We start from the raw sequence: 20,177 nt of genomic DNA on the forward strand, positions 1-20,177 counted from the left end.
GTTGGCGTTTTTTATGGGCAGGTATAGCGACCTTACTCGGTTTTTAGGCCGTTGTTGATGGCGATAACGTCATCTTCATTTAAGGTACCTGCAGCTTGTTTCAGTGCAACAATTGAGTTGATGTAGCTGTAACGTGCATCGGATAATTTACGCTTTGAATCGTACAAATCACGGGTACGGTTCAATACGTCAACGATAGTACGCGTACCGACTTCAAAACCCGCTTGTGTCGCTTTTAACGCACTCTCGGATGAAATCACTGACTGCTCATACGCACGAATTGAGCTGATCGATGCACCTACGTTGTTGTAGTTATTGCGAATATTTTTCACAACACCGCGGTAGGTTTGCTCTAGTTTTTCACTTGCTTCAACAAATAGATATTGCGCTTCATTGACTTGTGAAGTGACTTTAAAGCCTTCAAAGATAGGAATGCTTAAGTTAACACCAACGTTGACATCGTCAAAATCAGGCTCGTTAATGCTACCGGTTTTTTGCTCAAGGCCTTTGTTGTAGCCTGCACTTAAGCTCAATGATGGCATATGGCCCGCTTTATAGAGACTGATAGTCTCTTGAGCGATATCTTTGCCAATACGTTGGGTCATAAGATCGACACTGTTTGTTTCAGCGATCTTTAACCATTCGCTTGAAGACGTTGGTGCGGGTGTCACGGCAGAGAAACGATTGGTATCGAGCACGTTTAATGTCTTGTGATCGATCCCCGTGATTTCACGCAGGGCCTCATAGCTATTGGCTAAGGTATTTTCTGCTAAAATTTCAGTAGCTGAGGCTAAGTCATACTGAGCCTGGGCCTCATGTACGTCGGTAATCGCGGTTAAACCAACGGCGAAGCGTTGTTTGGTTTGTTCGAGTTGACGTTCAATCGCACGTTTTTCGGCGCCCTGAAACTCGTAATTATCCTTAGCGGTCAATACATCGAAGTACGCCCTAGTGACTCTAGATATCAGCGTTTGTAAAGCGGATGCATAGCTTGAATCGGCTTGAGAGGCGGCTTTTTCTGCAAGGCTTAAACCCACCCAAGCGCTGTGATCATAGATCACTTGGTTAAGTTTGATGCTACCCGTTAAACCGCTAGTGTTATCCCTAGGATCATTCCACGCCTTGTCATACCCGACATTGGCGCTAATGGTTGGCAACAGCGGTGCACGGTTTTGTTCAATTTTCTGGAACAATGCATCACGCTGGGCTTGGGCTTGCAACACGAGCGGGTCGTTAGTCAGTGCCTGTTGATAAATTTGCAGTAAATCATCTGCTTGTACCGCTTGAGCGGAAGCGGCGAGAGTCAATGCTGCGCATAAAGAACGGATCTTAAATTTCATTTGCTGTCCTTATTAGACAAAATTTCCCAAAGGAGAAATATTTTAACTTCGTTTAGACTAAGTAATGCCTTTACCAAGGCGGTTTGCGCTTCCCGACGCTTCCCGATACAGCTAAAACTTAATGACGTAGAGTCTAAAAACTCCGACACTTTCAAGTCAAATGCGAAGTGTAACAGATTTTATTTTAAAAATGTGTCAAATTGCCTTGATAATAGGCGCAAATTCAACTTTTAAGGATAGAGTATGACCCCCCCTGTTTTTTCGCAAATGGATATTGAAGTTCTCGAAAAAAAATCATTATATCAAGGCTTTTTTGCGTTAGAACAGTTTACTTTTAAGCATAAGCTCTTTGCTGGCGGATGGAGCCTGCCCGTCACCCGTGAAGTGTTCGAACGTGGCCATGCTGTGGTAGTGTTACCCTATGACGTTAAGCGCGATCAGATCGTATTGATTGAGCAAGTACGATTTCCTGCATTAGCAACCTCTAAATCTCCTTGGCTTATGGAGTTAGTCGCAGGTATGATTGCGCCCGAAGAATCGCCGCTCGATGTTGCTCACCGTGAATTGTTAGAAGAAACTGGCCTAGTTGCTAGCAATATGCACTTTGTTAACAGTTACTTGGCTAGCCCTGGTGGCAGTACCGAACGTTTTTATTTCTATTGGGCCGAGGTGGACTCCAGCAACGCCAGTGGATTGCATGGATTGGCAGAAGAACATGAAGATATTCGATTGCATGTTTTAGACCGTGAGCACGCCTATAATAGTGTGGTTGCGGGAGAAATAGACAATGCATCGACCGTAATTGGATTGCAATGGTTGCAATTAAACTATCAGCAACTGGTTTAAGTTGGAAAAACATTTGGCTACTTCGACGTCGTATCAAAAACCGCGTTACCAACCGAACGTCAGTGACTTTTTAGCACTGTGCGGTCGTAATTATGGTTACATTCTGAAGTGGTTACCACTCGATATTGCCGTTGATCAATCATGGCAGCTTGAAGGTGAGTTTGGTATATTAGTGGTGCGTATTTTAGAGAATACCAAATATACTCAATTAGTTGAGATATCTCGCCCCCTCGAAATTCTAGAGTTTGTTAATACTCCCAAGGTGTTAGTGAGAGTTTATCACGATGCTAAATTAGCAGAAGTGTTAACTGGTCAACAGATTTACCAATTACGCCCAGTGTATGATTACCCCAATTTACGCATGTATCATAGTGATGAAAAGTACCAGGTAAATGCATTCCTGGAAGAGTTATTGAAGATTGGTTGCCAACAACGTTTGGTGTGCCAGTCTTAGAATTGGGTATTCAATGTGCTGAAAGAGGCTGTCTCTTACTCCATAGCTGAAGAAGAAAGTGTGCGTATTGTGCAAGTCACAGATCCACACCTTTTTGCCGATCCTGAGGCCCAGCTTTTAGGCGTCAACACAGGAAAAAGTTTTGCCGCTGTGCTTAATACGATTAGGGCTGTCGACTATCCTGCGCATCTGATGTTAGCAACCGGTGATTTAAGCCAAGATTATTCGGCCGAATCATACCGTCAGTTTGTTACAGCAGTGACACCCCTCAATTTACCTTGCCATTATCTCCCCGGGAACCACGATGATCCACGGATCATGTTTCTGCATATGCAGGGGGAGCAGATCTTTGGTCAGCAACGAATTTTGGCGGGTAAATGGCAAATTTTGATGTTGGACTCAACTGTGCGGGGAAAGCCCGGCGGCAGTATGGCCGAGAGCCAGTTCGAGCTGATTAAACAGGCCATCACCACCCATCCTGAATACCATACTCTGCTCGTCATGCACCATAACCCGATTTTGGTTAACTGCACTTGGCTAGATCAACATTGTATGGACAATGGTGCCGAGTTTTTGAGACGGGTTTCCGTATATCCACAGGTCAAAGGATTACTCTGGGGGCATGTACACCAGAGTATCGATACCCATTACGATGGACCCCATGGTGCACTGAAACTCATGGCAACACCTTCAACCTGTATTCAATTTAAGCCACTATCACCTTATTTTGCCTTAGACGGACTACAACCTGGTTATCGTTTGCTGGAGTTGAAACCCGATGGTAGCATCAGCACCAATGTGTATCGCGTACCGGGTAACCATTTTTCCCCCGATAAAGATTCCAGCGGTTATTAACGCGAATGACCGCAGCTTGAGGAACTATGCTGCTCTATATTCACGGATTCAACAGTTCACCTTTCTCCGATAAAGCGGTGATGACGGCGCAGTATATGGCCGAGCATCATCCGTCCTTAACTTTCCATCAGCCGCAGTTACCCAATACGCCCAAGGCGGCGATGTCGCTGTTACTCGAATATGTGATGGCTGCGCGAGAGGCAAATGAGCCCCTTACTTACATAGGTTCATCTTTGGGGGGATATTTCGCCAGTTATTTGGCCGAGCATTACGGTGGGCGTGCGGTGTTAGTGAATCCAGCGGTAAAACCCTTTGAATTGTTCGATGAGTTTATGGGGCCACAGTTTAACCCATACACTGGACAGCATTATCAGGTTTTGCCTGAGCATAAGCTGGAAGTGGCTGAATTTAATACCGCCGTTATCCGCAATCCGGATCGTTTTTTGGTACTATTGCAAACGGGCGATGAAGTGCTGGACTACCGTGAAGCCCTAAATAAATATCATCATTGCCAATTACGGATTGAGGCGGGTGGTGATCACAGTTTTGTGGGTTATGGGAAGTATTTGCAAACTGTAAGCCACTTTTTACACTTACCTTGACAAACAGTCATCCAGAGCCGCAACATGGCCGGATATAACAACTTATAGCGTACACTATGACGAATCAATACACCTCTGACGCCATTGAAGTCCTTAATGGACTCGATCCTGTTAAACGCCGTCCAGGTATGTATACCGATACCTCCAGACCTAACCATTTAGGCCAAGAGGTCATAGATAACAGTGTCGATGAAGCCTTAGCGGGCCACGCCACTAAAATTGAAGTTGTTCTGCATACAGATAACTCCCTCGAAGTCACCGATGATGGCCGTGGTATGCCTGTGGATATCCATCCAGAAGAAGGCATTCCTGGGGTTGAGTTGATCCTGACCAAATTGCACGCAGGTGGTAAATTTTCCAATAAAAACTACCAGTTCTCCGGTGGTTTGCACGGCGTGGGGATTTCCGTCGTCAATGCGTTATCTCGCCGGGTCGAAGTTACGGTAAGGCGTGATGGTCAAGTATATGATATTGCTTTTGAAAATGGTTTTAAGGTTGAAGATCTTAAAGTCACAGGTACCTGTGGTCGACGCAATACCGGTACTAGCGTTCATTTTTGGCCCGATGCGAGTTATTTTGATTCGGCCAATTTCTCTAATTCCAAGCTGATTTATTTGCTGCGTGCTAAGGCCGTACTTTGCCCTGGCTTACGGATCAAATTTACCAATAAGCATACTAATGAAGTGCATGAATGGTTTTATGAAAGTGGTTTAACTGACTATCTTAAAACCGCTGTCGGCGATAACTTGATGTTACCCGAAGAACCCTTCGTTGGCAGTTTTAAGGGGCAAATTGAAGCGGCGGATTGGGCCATCACTTGGTTGCCTGAAGGTGGCGAGTCGATCAACGAGAGTTATGTCAACCTCATTCCCACGCCACTTGGCGGTACCCATGTGAATGGTTTTCGCCAAGGCTTGCTTGAATCCATGCGTGAATTCTGTGAGTTTCGAAATTTGATCCCCCGAGGGATTAAATTATCACCGGAGGATATTTGGGATAGGGCGGCTTTTATCCTATCGGTGAAAATGCAGGATCCCCAGTTTGCGGGACAAACCAAAGAGAAATTGTCTAGCCGCCAGTGCTCGGCTTTTGTCTCTGGCATAGTACGTGATGCTTTTTCTCTGTGGTTAAACTCAAATACCGAACTGGCCGAATCCTTGGCCGAGATGTGTATTAACAATGCCCAGCGTCGCTTAAAAGCTGCGAAAAAAGTAGCCCGTAAAAAGGTGACTTCTGGTCCAGCATTGCCGGGAAAACTAACCGATTGTAGTGGCCAAGATCCCATGCGAGGTGAGTTATTCCTCGTGGAAGGAGATTCTGCGGGCGGTAGTGCTAAGCAGGCGCGGGATCGTGAATTCCAAGCCATCATGCCGCTGCGGGGTAAAATTCTGAACACGTGGGAAGTGGATGCATCACAAGTGCTCGCCTCTCAAGAAGTCCATGATATTTCGGTTGCGATTGGTTGCGACCCCGATAGCAGTGATATTTCGGAGTTAAGATATGGCAAAATTTGTATTCTCGCCGATGCCGACTCCGACGGGCTACATATTGCAACTTTACTCTGTGCCTTGTTTCTGAAACATTACCGTGTACTGGTCGAGCAGGGCCATGTTTACATTGCCATGCCACCCCTGTTTCGTATCGATATTGGTAAGGATGTCTATTACGCCTTAGATGAAGCAGAAAAAGAAGGCATCCTCGACCGTATTAGTGCGGAAAATAAGAAAGGTAAGGTCCAAGTAACGCGTTTTAAGGGCTTGGGTGAAATGAATCCCCTCCAATTACGTGAAACGACTATGGACCCTAACACCCGTCGTTTAGTACAGTTGACTATTGATGATGTTGAAGAAACTGATTCTTTGATGGATATGTTGCTTGCGAAGAAACGTTCTCCTGATCGTAAATCTTGGCTCGAGGATAAGGGCGACATGGCTTTACTATAGTGTTGTGCAAGATTGCCGATAACAATAAAACATAGGCATAAAGAAAATTACAATGTTGTATATTAAAACTAATAATTATAATTACTTAAAGGTACTCTTTGCCTATTTCCCCCTGCTGGCATTCATGGCTTTTGGAACCAGCCAGAACGCCATCGCGGGGTCACAGTCGATCATGATTACCGTCACTAAGGGATTTGGTTTATCCCTGTACGCTTCGGATGTTGGTGATGCTAAACAGATCGCCATGGGCTCGAATGGCACTCTGTTTGTGGGCTCCCATAAAAGCGGAACAGTGCATGCGCTCGTCGACAGTAACCGAGATGGCCGTGTCGATAAGCGTTATGTTATTGCTAAAGGGCTTGAATACCCCAGTGCTCTTGCATTTCATAATGGTGATCTTTTCGTTGTCAGTGAAAATAAAGTCTTGCGTTTCACTGACATAGAACAGCGCTTACGCCGCCCGAGTCGTCCGAAGGAAATCTACAGTGATCTACCCGAATCGGACAAGAAAAGCACCCGTGCAATGCGTTTTGGCCCCGATGGTAGGCTCTATATCTCCATAGGAGCCCCCTGTAACGTATGTGAGGCGACTGCGCCCTATAGTGGCATTATTGCGATCAATGTTGATACCAGTGAGAGTGAGCAGATAGCCTCTGGCGTGCGTGACTCGACTGGGTTTGATTGGTCACCCGTAGACGGTAAATTATGGTTTGCCGATCAGGGTAGAGATTGGATGGGGGATAATTTACCACCCGATGAAATCAACCGTGTCGATGTTGTGGGGAGCCACTATGGTTTCCCATATTTACATGCCACATCCGTTGTTGAACCCGCCTACGAAAAACCGCAAAACCTGAAAGTTACCGTGCCAGTGTATGAGTTGCCCGCCCATGTTGCACCGACTGGACTGGCGTTTTATCGTGGGGATAAATTCCCAGAAATATATCGTAATCAATTATTTGTAGCAGAGAATGGTTCCTGGAATCGTTCAAGCAAAGTGGGTTATCAAGTGGTGATGCTTAAGCTTGAAAACCAGCAAGTTGTGGGGCGTGAAACGATTGTGAGTTTCCTCGATGGTGAATTTCCCGTCGCTCGCCCCTATGCCTTGTTATCGGCCGATGATGGTGCCATGTACATCTCAGATGATTTAAAAGGTAACGTGTATCGCTTGTTCTTTAAAAATGGCGATAGTACTGAAGAGACACAGGAACTAGAAGAAAATGAGTGACGCAATCAAGTTAAGCCTCGATGGGGTAGAGCAAATGCCACTGCGGCGTTTTACCGAAGAGGCTTATCTGAACTATTCCATGTACGTCATCATGGACCGAGCCCTGCCACATATTGGTGATGGGCTAAAACCTGTACAGCGCCGTATTATCTATGCCATGAGTGAGTTAGGTTTATCGGCCCAATCTAAGCATAAAAAATCTGCCCGTACCGTCGGTGATGTATTAGGTAAATACCATCCCCACGGTGATAGTGCCTGTTATGAAGCCATGGTGCTGATGGCGCAGCCATTCTCATACCGTTATCCATTGGTTGATGGCCAAGGTAACTGGGGGGCACCAGATGATCCTAAGTCATTTGCGGCCATGCGATACACTGAGGCGCGGCTATCTAAGTTCTCCGAAGTCTTATTATCCGAACTTGGCCAAGGTACGGTCGATTGGGGCGCAAACTTCGATGGCACCTTAAAGGAGCCAAAGGTCTTACCTGCTCGTTTACCGCATATTTTGCTCAATGGTATTACCGGTATTGCGGTCGGGATGGCAACGGATATTCCACCCCATAATGTCAGAGAATTAGTCTCCGCCTGTGTGGCCTTGCTCGATGATCCTAAGCTCGAACTCGAGCAATTGATGAGCTATGTGCCTGGGCCGGATTACCCCACCGAAGCCGAGATCATTACACCGTCCGCCGATATTGCAAAAGTGTATGAAACGGGCCGCGGCTCACTAAAGGCGCGTGCCGTTTACACTGTGGAGGCGGGGGAAATCATCATAACCGCGCTGCCCCATCAGGCCAGTAGCGGTAAAATTCTAGAGCAAATTGCTGCCCAAATGCAGGCCAAGAAATTGCCTATGGTGGCCGATTTGCGGGATGAGTCAGACCATGAAAGCCCCGTTCGCCTAGTTGTGGTGCCCCGTTCAAATCGTGTCGATTGTGATCAGTTGATGGCACATTTGTTTGCGACTACCGATTTAGAAAAAAGCTTTAGGGTAAACTTAAACGTACTTGGCCTAGACGGCCGACCTAGGGTGAAGGGCTTAAAAACCTTATTAACCGAGTGGTTAGAGTTCCGTGTCGATACAGTTAGGCGTCGTCTCGAATACCGTTTAGATAAAGTGCTTTCACGCCTGCATATCCTTGAAGCCCTGATGATCGCCTTCCTCAATATTGATGAAGTGATTGAAATCATTCGTTTCCACGATGATCCGAAAGCCGAGTTAATGGCCCGTTTTTCCTTAACGGATAAACAAGCCGAAGCGATCCTCGAGTTAAAATTACGCCACTTAGCTAAGTTAGAAGAATTTAAAATCAAGGCCGAGCAGGATGAATTAGCGGCCGAGCGCGAGAAGTTAGAGCAACTGCTGGGTTCTGATCGTCGCTTAAAAACCTTGATTAAAAAAGAATTGCTCCAAGATGCACAGACCTATGGCGATGAACGTCGTTCACCCATAGTACAACGCCATGAATCCCGCGCATTAACAGAACAAGAGTTAACGCCGAGTGAGTCAGTGACGGTCGTGCTGTCTGAAAAGGGTTGGGTGCGTTGTGCTAAGGGCCATGATATTGATCCTTTGTCCTTATCCTATAAGGCTGGCGATCAGTATCTTTGTAGTGCCATGGGCCGCAGTAATCAGGCCGCTGTGTTTATCGATTCCTCGGGCCGCGCCTTTGCGACCGATAGCCACAGCTTACCATCGGCGCGCAGCCAAGGTGAGCCAATCACCACCCGCTTCAATATGGCGCCGGGTGAGACCATGCAACATGTCATCATGGGTGAAGAGGAGCAATGCTTCCTGTTAGCGACCGATGCGGGTTATGGGTTTATTTGCACCTATAACGACATGGTGTCGCGCAACAAGGCAGGTAAAGCGCTGCTCAGTTTACCAACCAATGCTAAGTCGTTGCCGCCTAAGCTTATTGATCGAAATCGTGAGATGTCTATCCTAGCGATCACCAACGAAGGGCGGATGTTACTGTTCTCCCTTGAAGCCTTGCCGCAACTCTCTAAGGGTAAAGGCAATAAGATTATTGGGATCCCAACGGAACGTGCGAAGACTCGTGACGAGCTGATGACGCATCTGCAGTTAGTGCCCAGTGACACGCCAGTGACACTTTGGGCCGGAAAGCGTAAGCTCACCCTGAAACCAAGCGATCTAGAGCATTACCGTGGCGAGCGTGGCCGTCGTGGAGCTAAGTTGCCACGGGGATTACAACGGGTCGATAGTGTGGAATTAGGTGACGGTGGCGAAGTGTTGCCAAGCCTGTAACCGTTTGCCTAACAACCCGTTTAACAAAAGCCACTCAGGTCTTCCCTCGGTGGCTTTTTTCTACGGCCAATTGGAGTGATAGGGCCGAATAAAAATCGCTAAAATTTATCTTTTACCGCGCTAACTGCCGCTTTGTTAGCCGCCTATTTTTACTAAGTTGTCGTATCATTGGCCACCTAACATTGGCCTAGAGATTAGCTTAGTTCTGAGCTTAGATGTGAGCTAAGGCATTAGTGCAGCGCCGCTGAATTGCCAATGCCGTGAGATTGCCTTATGTTAAGGGCACGATTTTTTGGGCCATGATTTTTAAACATCATAGTTAAACATCATAGTTAAACATCATAGGGCCATATTTGATTGTCTTTATCTTGTCGGCTAGGTAAGGCTCTGCCGTAAAGATAAAGCTTTCCCGTTTGGATAAGGAATGAAATGCCAAGCTTGATTCGTATTGTGTTGATTGATACGCACCTTCCGGGCGTTGTGGAACTCGCCCTCAATGGCCATACCAATATTTGTGGTACTAACGCCTCGGGTAAGACGACATTACAACGTCTAGTCCCTGTTTTTTATGGTGAATATCCAAGCCGCGTGGTGCCATCAACCCGCGACAGTTTCGAGCGTTGGTACTTGCCACACGATTCAAGCTACATCATCTACGAATATCAAAAGGCCGATGGGTTACTGTACCAAGCCGTGCTGGCCTCGGCGGGCGATGGTAAAGGTGTTAACTATCGCTTTATTGCTAAAGGTTTTGAGCTAAGCGATTATATTAAAACGCAAAATGGCGATACTGTACTGTGTCATACCATGGCGGAGCTTGGTCGAGATTTAAAACGTGCCGGCATCGCCACCACTAACTTGCTCAACACCCGCGAATATCGCGCCATTATCCAAAACGATCGCACCCTATTAAGCACGGGCAGCAATCGCAGCGAACTGCGCGGCTATGCCCGCCAATTTGCCCTGTGTGAGGGTGAGCATTCGTTGCGCCATATTGAAAAACTCGCCAAAGCGGTGCACTCCAAAGAAGGCAAGATGGAGACGGTCAAATCCATGATCGCCGCCATTTTGGAGGAAGACGGGGTTAATCCGCCCAGCTCTCGCTTAAATCCCCAGCGCGTTGAGGCGTGGATCCGTGAAAGCCAGCTTATCCAAGGGTTTGAGGTCATTCGCCCTGAGTTTGAAAAACTCGAACAAGAATTTAACCAACTGCTCAGCGCCGAGCTGCGTTTATCCAGTCTATCCCGCGGTTATCGCAACGATGAAACACTGGAAGCCGATCGCCAAGATATTCAGCAAACCTTAGCGAAGGAACTGAATTTAAAGCTGCGCTTATTAGATGAAGAATGGAAAGAGCAGCGCGATGAGTTGAGCTTAGACTTATCTGCCGCCAAGGGTGATGTGGCCAAGTGTGAGTATGAACTCGATGCCATTGAAGGCCAGCACGCCGCTTTTTTAGATGCCAATATCGAAGAGGCCAAAGCCGCCCTTGAGATGCTACCCAACTGGCGCACCGATGTTGAAAACTTAAGTGAACGCCATAAGCTACAAACCGAGAAGCACCAAGACATTGAGGCGGCCTACAATGCCCGTCGCAGTAAGATTGGCGATCAGTTAAACCGCGAGTTAGAGGGCCTGCATAGCGATCAGGACAAGCAGCGCGAAGCCCGGGATAAACAGCGCGAAGTGGCGCGCGCCGATATCGATGCCTTAGAAGCGCAATGGCGTAATCAAATGGATGCGGGCAAGGCCAGCTTTAGCGAGCAGGAATACCAATTCAAACTCAATGCCGCCGAACTTAAATTGCGTGTCGATGGCGTGACTTACACCGAAGAAGAAAAGTTAAGCCTCGCCATTTTCGACGAACGGATTCACCGCGCCGACGAAGAACAAGAAAGCTGTAATGCCAAGGTTGAGCGCTTAAGCAGCGATGAGCGCAAACTCAGATCTAAGCGCGATCAAGCCAACGAAGCCTTGCGTATCGCCAGTTTAAGGGTGAATGAGCGCCAAGCCGAACTGGATGAACTGCATCATATGTTGTTCCCCGAGTCCCACACCCTATTGGAATTTCTGCGTAAAGAAGCCCAAGGTTGGGAGCAAAGTTTAGGTAAAGTGATCGCGCCTGAATTACTGCATCGCACTGATTTACACCCCAGTTTAGTGACTGAATCGCAAGATGCTTTCTTTGGTGTACATTTAGATCTTAAGGCGATCGATGTGCCTGAATATGCCGCCTCCGAGCAAGAGCTGCGTATTCGGTTAAGCAAAGCCGAAGAAGCGTTGCAAAGTGCCGTGGAATTACAAACCGAGGCAGAGTCACAATTAATCGCGATTAACGGCGAGCTGGATAATCTGAGCCGTGAACTGACTTTTGCTCGCACCGCTTACAAAAATAGCCGTGACGATCTGCGTCGCCTATTCGATGAAAAACGCAGTGAGCAAGAGAAAATCAACAAAGCATTGAGTGAACGTAAAGCCCATGCCCAGCAGAGACTGACCCAACTCGATGGCGAGCTAAAACAGCTTAAACATCAGCACGAACTCTGGCTCGAGGAGCTTCAATCGCAAGCGCTAGAAGCGCGCATGGAAAAACAAGCTTACTGGCAGGAAGTCATCGGCGCGCTCGACAATCAACTCGGGCAAATTAAAGCGACCATTGAAGGCCGCCGTGAAAGTGCCAAAGTCGAACAGAAAGCCTGTGAAACATGGTACAAAAACGAGCTTAAATCCCGTGGTGTGGATGAGGACAATATCCTCAAACTTAAGCAACAAATTCGTGAGTTAGAAACCAAAATCAGCCGTGCCGAACAGCGTCGCAGCGATGTATTGCGTTTCGACGATTGGTATCAGCACACTTGGCTTGTGCGTAAACCTAAGTTGCAAACCCAGCTTGCCGATGTGAAGCGCGCGGTATCGGAAATCGATCAACAGCTTAAGGCCAAAACCTTAGAGGTGAAGACCCGCAGGCAGAAATTGGATACCGAGCTTAAGGCATCTAATGCCGCACAGGTTGAAGCCTCTGAAAACTTAACTAAATTACGCGCCGTGATGCGAAAACTCGCCGAGCTTAAGTTACCGACTAATAACGAAGAAGCCCAAGGCAGCCTAGGTGAGCGTTTGCGTCAAGGTGAAGATTTGCTGCTGAAACGCGATTATCTGATGGGCTCAGTGAAGCAATATGTGGAGCATTTCGATTCGGTTATCGCCAGCAAGTCAGGTTCTGGCCTTGCGGAAACCTGGGAGCGTGCCCGTGAAGAATCGAGCTTTATCAATGACAAAGGTATCCGTCTGCTGGATTACCGCAAGTTAGTGCCGCAGCTCGAGCAATTACTGAACGTGATAGTGCCGCAATCGATTACCGCGCTGCGGGAACAGGGGCGGATCTTCGGCGTCGACTTAACCGCCTTCTACGATGTGTTAGCCGATATTGACCGTCGCATCGCCTCCCAAAGTGCGCGTATTACCCGCGAAGTGGGTGAAGAATTATTCCTCGATGGCGTGTCAGAATCGGCGGTGCGTATTCGCTCGCGCATCAGCGAGTTAGAGTTCTGGCCTGAGCTTGAGCAGTTCGTCAAAGCCTTTAAACATTGGAAAAACGATGGCTTTAATGGCTTGCCCGATGAGGATTACACCAACAGCATGCGCCGCGCCTTAGACATTATCGGCCGCGCCGCATTAACGGGGGGGATCTCTAAGTTGCTGGAAATCGAGCTGCGCCTCAAAGAAGGTAACAGCGATCTGATTATCCGTACCGACAGACAGCTTAACGAATCCTCAAGCCACGGTATGGCGTATCTGATTTTGTGTAAGTTCCTGCTGGCATTCACGCGCTTGCTGCGTGGCCGCAGCGACGTGACCATTCACTGGCCGATCGATGAGCTGGGCACCTTACACCATACCAACGTGAAGAAGATTTTCGACGCCTGCGAAAACAACAATATTTGCGTGCTGGGCGCCTTCCCGAACCCAGAGTCCGAGGTGCTGAACTTGTTCGCCAACCGTTACATTATCAACAAACAAACCAAGAAGTTGCAGGTGGTGAAGCCTAAAGTCAATCCGATTGCCGATATGTTGAGTAAACGCCTGAGCAAGGAGGCCATCTAATGAGCGCCATGAACGAATCGAACCAAACCGTATTAGTCGGCACCGGCGCTTTGATTGAGCTGTTACTCAAGGGCGAGTTTATTTGCCGCACTACCAATGAAGAAGGCTGGCGTGCCCTTAAAAATAGCAGCACCCGCGAGCGGGTCGAAGCCTATTTAAACCAGATCAACCGTACAGTGGCGTCCGCTGCCGAGGGCGATGTGTTCTTCTGTGGTTATTTGCAGCTCGGCGATAGCGAACGCAAAGTGATTTCATCGCAGTTTAAAGATATCTGTCAGGCACTTATCCCGCTGGTGGAATGGCTGGTATTAGTGCAAGAGGCCAGTGGTCAAGATGCGCCGCTGAGTGAAGGTGCGCCCGTGCGTTTAACCGAACTGCAAAGCCGTATCGAGGACACGCCGGCGTTCCGTGAGCAGTTAGCCAAACTCAGCCAATATCGTTTATTTGGCTCGACCAGTACCAACAGTGACGCGCAAATCAAATTAGTCTTCAAACGCTTAGTCGAGCTCGGCTATTTAGTACGACCCAATGCGGAGAAGCAAATCTATATCGCTACGGGCAAGCTGGATTATCTGTATGAAGTCATTCGTTTTATCGACGAAACCGAAGGCCTAAGCTTAGAAGCGCAGGCGGAAACGGCGACCCAACGGGACTTAATCTAATGTGGGCACTGTTAAACCTAGGTAAAAGCCACGACCAAGGAGGCCATGATGAGCAGTAACTTACATCAGGCGGGTGTTAAGCTGCTCAAGCAGTTAGGTCGCCATGCTGACATCATTATGGACGCCTATTTAGCGGGTTCCTTAAACGAGGATGCCCACGATCCAAGCGTGGTTGAAAAGCTTAAACAGGCGGGCATTTTGTGGCGGCCAGAGCCAGATCAGGAGCTGCGCCTTAAGCGCTCCGTGCGCGCCTTGCTCGAAGAAGGCTTAAGTGACGAGCGCAATCGCCAAATCGACTCTAATGTCGGCTCGGCCTTAGCGACCATTAAAACCTTGGCCGATCATTATAAAGAGGCGCGTCATAGCTCAGATTACAGCGCCGCCGAGGCCTATTTGTCGGATTTGAGTGAGCATGTTTATAGCTTTGCCGACAGTCTGCGTTATTCGATCCGTGTGCTCTGGGGGCGGATCAATAACGAGTTCGGTTATGTCGGCACTATCAACGCTAAGATCCGCGAAAATGAATTAGCCCAAAGCCAAGTCTCTGAATTACTTAATGGCTTAGAGATGTTCCAGTTTAGTGAGCTAGGCGAAATCGCCGGTGATATCCGTGAACTGCGCAAGCTCTTAGTGACGACTTTGCAGGAAACCATGAGTGACTGCGCCCAGGAACTGAGCGTAGTGCAGGGGCGTTTACTCGAACTTTTAGGTCGCTTTAGGCAAATCCGTGGCCGTACCCGTTTGCTCAAGGGCTGGTTACTCTACACCGACTTGCATCCGGATTATCATCCCGCGGACCATGTGTCCCACAAGGAGATCCCGAGCCTATTCAATCGCGCCGAAGTCTTGCTCGCGCCTGCATCTGTCGATGTGCACAACGCCAGCCAAGAGCTGGAGTTAATGAATATCGTCGCCCATATCAAGGCCATCAGCCGTCATCCCGTGATTGCATCGGTGCGTGAGCGAGATGCGTCTGTGTCTATCACCCAAAGTGAAGACTTCGATGTGCCGGATAATCCGCTCAAACAGGCGGTGGATGAGTATTTCGTCGATGTGATTGAGTCTGGGCTGCGGCAATCGGCACTGGAATATCTGGTGGATAAAGCCTTGCCTTGGGAAGCCGAGAGTTGGATTTATCAAGTGATCGGTGGCTACGAAGGCCTACCCGATGAACATAAAGCCTACTTTGAGCTTGAGCCTTTGGGTGAACCACATCCCATCTATAGCGGTAACTTTATCATTCGCGATGTTGAGTTATGGCTCGCCTAGGCCAGCAACAACTGCAGCTGTTGAAGAACGCTTTTATTAAGCGTTCTCCCAAGGTTAAGCTCACGGCTAACTGGCGCGCGATTTACCGCGAGTTAGAAGTGGGCGAATTAGACGAGTCTGAAAAGTATCTGTGCTTCGCGCCCAAAGACTTTGATCTGCTAAGGCAGGGCGTGTTGGCGCTAATGGGGCTCGATTTAAGGCAGCTTGATTTCAATGTCGATCGCATGGCTATGTCTGCCAAAAGCCATAATGAGAAGCTCGCTAAGATCCGTCCCGAAGCCGAATACGTTTTGATGAAGTATCTAGGTTTCGAATCATCGCCAACTGGGATTTCAACACGCACATCGCTACGTATTCCTTTGGATGAAGGACAAAAGCACTGTCGTGAATTTGATGTCAGCGCCATCTTAGTGGTTGAAAATTTGGATGTATTTGATGTTATTCATCAAGCGCGTTTACCTGAGGATTTAACCAATGTAATGGTTATCTACCGCGGCAGCGGCCATCATTCACCGATTGGCGTGCGGCATTTTTTGCAAGCGATGGCAGATGAACTGCCGATTATCGCCTTTACCGACTTAGATCCCGCAGGGCTACAAATCGCCCATACCTTAACTGGCGTGACTTATTGGCTTGTGCCACAACTTGCGCTGACAGCACCCGCCGAGTTGTTGGCGATGACGCAAATTAATTCAACCTATGATTTCGACAAACAAGCGAAACAGGCCAAATACCTTCAGCATGCCGATTTAAAGCATTGGCAGAAATTAGCTTTTTGGTTAACTCAACACCGTATTAGCATCAAACAGCAACACCTGCTAGCCCACGGGCTTGAACTAGTGTTAGTGCCATATATTTAGCTATCACGCATTTCATCTCTCTGCTTTACTGTGATTATCCAGTTTTAAATTCTTTTATAATTTAAATTTTAGTCATTAAGACTGAGTCTGACTCTTTGATTGTTTTTAATATGTTCTCATTGTGATTTATTTGTTTTCATTGTGTTTTATAATTGAGTTTTAAATAAGTCGTTAGTCTGCTCGTTGATTGAAGATAACTATTATTTATCATTAAAAATCAATTGAGTGCTGACTTTCTGTGATACGGTTGGCTTAATTTAAGATGAAAAAATGAAATTTATTCATTGAATTAACGGCTAGCATGTTTCACTATCCCCTGCCTAAGCCAAAAAGGGATTGGCAATTGTGCTCATCATGGAAGATGAATAACAAAAAAACGACATTTCTGGGGAAATCACAAACATGATGAAATCACTTTCGACGCGGATCTTTATAGGTCTGTTTGCGGGTCTTATTTTCGGCACCATAGTGCAGTACTTCTTAAACGATATCGGCTTCTTCTCGGGTCATTTAGTCGAGCTTGCCGGCGGCGTTGGCACTATGTTCGTCAATATGATCATGATGCTAGTGGTGCCATTAGTGTTTGTGAGTATTGTTTGCGGTGTCTGTGAGCTGCAGGATCTTAAAAGCTTTGGCCGTTTAGGCGGTAAGACCTTCGGTTTTTATATCATCAATACCTTGGTGGCAATTTCGACCGCATTATTGGTTGCGTTATTACTCGAGCCTGGTAAAGGGGTCGATATGAGCAGTACCGATGGCGTCGCCATTACCGCGACTGAACTCCCCAGCCTGATGGCTTTGCTGATTGATATAGTGCCGCGCAACCCGGTGGCGGCCTTTATGTCGGGCAATATGCTACAAGTGATCTTTATGGCCCTAATGCTGGGCGGTGTGATCAAGTCCCTCGGTGAGCACGTTGCTGGCGCAGTGCAAGGTTTTCAAACCGCAAATAAAATCATGATGAAGCTGATTTCTGTGGTCATGAGCCTAGCGCCCTACGGTGTGTTTGCGCTGATGTTTAAGCTTGGCGCGACCTTAGATGCTGGCGTGTTTATGAGTGTCGTTGAGTATATGGTGCTGATCCTCGCGCTGCTGTTACTGTGGATTTTTGTAGTGTATCCAATGGCCGTGGGGTTCTTTACTCCCATTTCGGCCAAAACCTTCCGTGACAAGACCCAAGAGCAAGTGTTGTTTTCACTGTCGACTGCAAGCTCAAATGCCACCATTCCAGTGACTATGCGGACCTTAACCGAAAAGTTAGGCGTGAATCACGCGGTAGCAGGTTTTGGTGTGCCCCTCGGCGCGACCATGAACATGGGTGGTGTGGCGATTTATATCACTATCGCAATTTTCTTTGTTGCCAACGCCTTTGGTATGCCAATCACCTCTGAGCAATTGCCTTCGCTGCTATTTAGCATCTTCCTGTTATCTGTCGGTGCGGGCGGTGTTCCTGGCGGCGGCATGGTGATGATTGGCGTGTTAATCCATCAAATGGGGTTACCCATCGAAGCCTTCGCCATAGTGGCGGCATTGGATCGTATTATCGATATGGTGCTCACATCCTGTAATGTTGTGGGTGATACCGCCGTGTTAACCATAGTCGATCAAACCGAGAAGGTGCATCAGGTAGAACTGGCTAAGAGCTAAGTTAATACCGATAAATTAATACCGATAAATTAGTAAAAACCACTGATATCAGTGGTTTTTTATTAAGCGAATCAGCCGCTGCATTGATGCATTCATCTGCCTTTGGTCTGTTGCTACAGGAGTGAATATTGAGCCTGGTGTGAGTTTGCTTAGTTCCTATGCCTAAATACTACCATCGTCCGAGCCTTAAAAATTGATATCTCCAAGTTGATACAAGTGCCGATGCATAGAGTGTTTTTATCGGATTAAAAGTAGCTAAATAAATGAAACTTCAACCATACTGAATTATAAGCTTGAATCATTTGGAATATTAGGGGGGCACCATGACTGGATTTTGGCAGACAGTAGGGGGGCGGTTACTCAGCATTCCGTTATTGGCATTGTTGGGTTTTGTGGTACTGGGCATCATGGAGCTAAACGCACTTAACCAAAGTTTGATTAAAGGAAGGGAAGATCGCGTAGTGGCGATTATTGATAGCAGCCTGAGTATCGTTAAACATTATCAGACACTGGAGCAAAGCGGCACATTAAACACTGAGCAGGCACAGCAGCAGGCCATGGCGGCCATTAAGGCCGTTCGTTATGATGGCACTGAATATATTTGGATTAACGATACTGGTCGGCCTATCCCAAAAATGGTTATGCATCCAACCGTATCCGCTTTGGACGGCACAGTACTAGATCGACCAAACTTTAATCATGCGACCTTAATGCGTAACCGTGATGGTAGCCAGCAACAGACTCTCAATAACGCCAACCTGTTTGTCAGCTTTGTTGACGTTATAGCCCGTTATGGAAATGGCTTTGTTGAGTACCAATGGCCCAAACCCTTAAAAGGCGGAGGGGTCACGGAGGAGCGATATACCAAGTTGTCTTATGTGGCAAAAGATGACAAATGGGGCTGGGTGCTAGGTTCTGGTATTTATATTGATGATGTTAAGGCGGCCTTCTGGGCGGTAGCTATGCGAGTTGGATTGGTCGTAGTGGTCATTACGGCCCTGACTGTCGGTGTGTCCTTGTTTATCCGCCGTTGGTTATTACGGGCATTAGGGGGGGAACTGGCTACAACAAAAGCACTGGTGCAGCAGGTTGCGGCCGGTGATTTTTCGGTGAACTTTGCGTTGAGATCTGGGGATAACGACAGCCTGTTGGCGGCATTAAGCGGCCTCATCAGCCAGTTGCGCAGTATTATCGCCCAGCAATCGGCCATGGCTGAACAACTGGTAGAGCAATCTGAGGCACTTGATGACACTAGCCAACAGACGCAGCGTATTTTACAAAGTGTGATGGATCAAACCGACCAAGTTGCTACGGCGGTAAATGAAATGACCTCGACTTGTGAGGACATGGCCCGCAGCGCGACTATGGCCGCTAAAGCGACAAGGGATGCCGATACCGAAGCTCAAAATGGGGTGACGTCCGTTGGCCAAACGATTACAGCAATTGATGCGCTTAAAGTGAAACTGGAGCAAGTCTCTGATGTGATAGGGCAATTGTCTAAACGTGGCGATGAAATAGGGGCCGTCACCGATGTTATAGGCGCTATTGCGGAGCAGACCAATCTGTTGGCATTAAATGCTGCGATAGAAGCAGCACGGGCCGGAGAAATGGGCCGCGGGTTTGCCGTTGTGGCAGATGAAGTGCGTACCCTCGCTAGCCGTTCTCAGGCGTCGACTCAGGATATCAATAAGCGTATTCAAGGTATTCAACAGGACTCTGTCAATGCCGTGCAATCGATGGAGCAAAGTCGCACTGAAACGGAACAAACCATTGTCTGTTCACAGCAAGCCAGTGAGGCACTAACCCGTATTAACAGTGCCGTATCGAGTATTACCGATGTCAATGATCAACTGGCAAGCGCCACCGAACAGTTGGCCGTTGTGTCGGGTACTATTAATCAGAATATGGTTAATATTGCGCAGGCGGTGCAAAACACTAATGCAAAATCGTCAGAATTGTCGGCTGCCAGCCATCAACTACGGAAAATGGCTAATGATATGAAGAAGTCACTGAGTGGCTTTAGATTATAGGGAGGCTATAACAATCAATGCTGATGTGAGAGGGTGGCGGGTGCTATCCGCCTTTGACTCGAGCATCA

Annotated in this window: 14 protein-coding genes; 13 read left to right on the plus strand and 1 reads right to left on the minus strand. The window is 47.7% G+C overall.

Going from position 1 to position 20,177, the window contains the following annotated elements:
* Window positions 1-32: 32 nt before the first annotated feature.
* Window positions 33-1,340, minus strand: a complete 1,308-nt coding sequence (gene tolC / locus SOHN41_RS01245; protein WP_007644633.1) for an outer membrane channel protein TolC — start codon at window positions 1,338-1,340, stop codon at window positions 33-35.
* A gap of 243 nt (window positions 1,341-1,583) precedes the next feature.
* Between tolC and nudF the strand changes: the two genes are divergently transcribed.
* The 13 genes from nudF (at window position 1,584) to SOHN41_RS01310 (ending at window position 20,109) form a co-directional block, all read left to right on the plus strand.
* Window positions 1,584-2,186 carry an ADP-ribose diphosphatase gene (gene nudF / locus SOHN41_RS01250; RefSeq protein WP_007644635.1) on the plus strand — a complete coding sequence of 201 codons (603 nt, stop codon included), beginning with the start codon at window positions 1,584-1,586 and terminating at the stop codon, window positions 2,184-2,186.
* A 13-nt stretch (window positions 2,187-2,199) separates the two neighbouring features.
* A complete protein-coding gene (locus tag SOHN41_RS01255; RefSeq protein ID WP_007644636.1) occupies window positions 2,200-2,640 on the plus strand; it encodes a DUF1249 domain-containing protein in 441 nt (146 codons plus the stop codon).
* Window positions 2,641-2,655: 15 nt separating this feature from the next.
* Complete coding sequence (cpdA, locus tag SOHN41_RS01260) at window positions 2,656-3,495, plus strand: 3',5'-cyclic-AMP phosphodiesterase (RefSeq protein WP_007644637.1); 840 nt, start codon at window positions 2,656-2,658, stop codon at window positions 3,493-3,495.
* A gap of 26 nt (window positions 3,496-3,521) precedes the next feature.
* Window positions 3,522-4,097, plus strand: coding sequence for a YqiA/YcfP family alpha/beta fold hydrolase (locus SOHN41_RS01265; protein ID WP_007644644.1), 576 nt, complete (start codon window positions 3,522-3,524; stop codon window positions 4,095-4,097).
* Window positions 4,098-4,153: 56 nt separating this feature from the next.
* Window positions 4,154-6,040, plus strand: a complete 1,887-nt coding sequence (gene parE, locus SOHN41_RS01270; RefSeq protein ID WP_007644646.1) for a DNA topoisomerase IV subunit B — start codon at window positions 4,154-4,156, stop codon at window positions 6,038-6,040.
* A 52-nt stretch (window positions 6,041-6,092) separates the two neighbouring features.
* Entirely contained in the window at window positions 6,093-7,268 is a 1,176-nt protein-coding gene (locus SOHN41_RS01275) for a PQQ-dependent sugar dehydrogenase (RefSeq protein ID WP_007644648.1), read from the plus strand.
* The gene (gene parC / locus SOHN41_RS01280; protein ID WP_007644650.1) at window positions 7,261-9,537 is read left to right on the plus strand and encodes a DNA topoisomerase IV subunit A; all 2,277 of its coding nucleotides are present in this window, start codon (window positions 7,261-7,263) and stop codon (window positions 9,535-9,537) included. Before SOHN41_RS01275 ends, parC begins: the two co-directional genes overlap by 8 nt.
* Window positions 9,538-9,966: 429 nt before the next feature.
* Window positions 9,967-13,641 carry an ATP-binding protein gene (locus SOHN41_RS01285; protein WP_037457795.1) on the plus strand — a complete coding sequence of 1,225 codons (3,675 nt, stop codon included), beginning with the start codon at window positions 9,967-9,969 and terminating at the stop codon, window positions 13,639-13,641.
* 8 nt (window positions 13,642-13,649) lie between these two features.
* A complete protein-coding gene (locus SOHN41_RS01290) occupies window positions 13,650-14,303 on the plus strand; it encodes a hypothetical protein (protein ID WP_037457810.1) in 654 nt (217 codons plus the stop codon).
* 48 nt (window positions 14,304-14,351) lie between these two features.
* Complete coding sequence (locus tag SOHN41_RS01295; RefSeq protein ID WP_007644657.1) at window positions 14,352-15,572, plus strand: hypothetical protein; 1,221 nt, start codon at window positions 14,352-14,354, stop codon at window positions 15,570-15,572.
* Complete coding sequence (locus tag SOHN41_RS01300; RefSeq protein WP_007644658.1) at window positions 15,560-16,432, plus strand: DUF7281 domain-containing protein; 873 nt, start codon at window positions 15,560-15,562, stop codon at window positions 16,430-16,432. The genes SOHN41_RS01295 and SOHN41_RS01300 overlap by 13 nt, the downstream gene beginning before the upstream one ends.
* 402 nt (window positions 16,433-16,834) lie before the next feature.
* Window positions 16,835-18,079 carry a dicarboxylate/amino acid:cation symporter gene (locus SOHN41_RS01305; RefSeq protein ID WP_007644659.1) on the plus strand — a complete coding sequence of 415 codons (1,245 nt, stop codon included), beginning with the start codon at window positions 16,835-16,837 and terminating at the stop codon, window positions 18,077-18,079.
* A gap of 323 nt (window positions 18,080-18,402) precedes the next feature.
* Entirely contained in the window at window positions 18,403-20,109 is a 1,707-nt protein-coding gene (locus tag SOHN41_RS01310) for a methyl-accepting chemotaxis protein (protein ID WP_007644660.1), read from the plus strand.
* Window positions 20,110-20,177: the final 68 nt, after the last annotated feature.

The organism is Shewanella sp. HN-41 (assembly GCF_000217915.1).
Classification (GTDB): domain Bacteria; phylum Pseudomonadota; class Gammaproteobacteria; order Enterobacterales; family Shewanellaceae; genus Shewanella.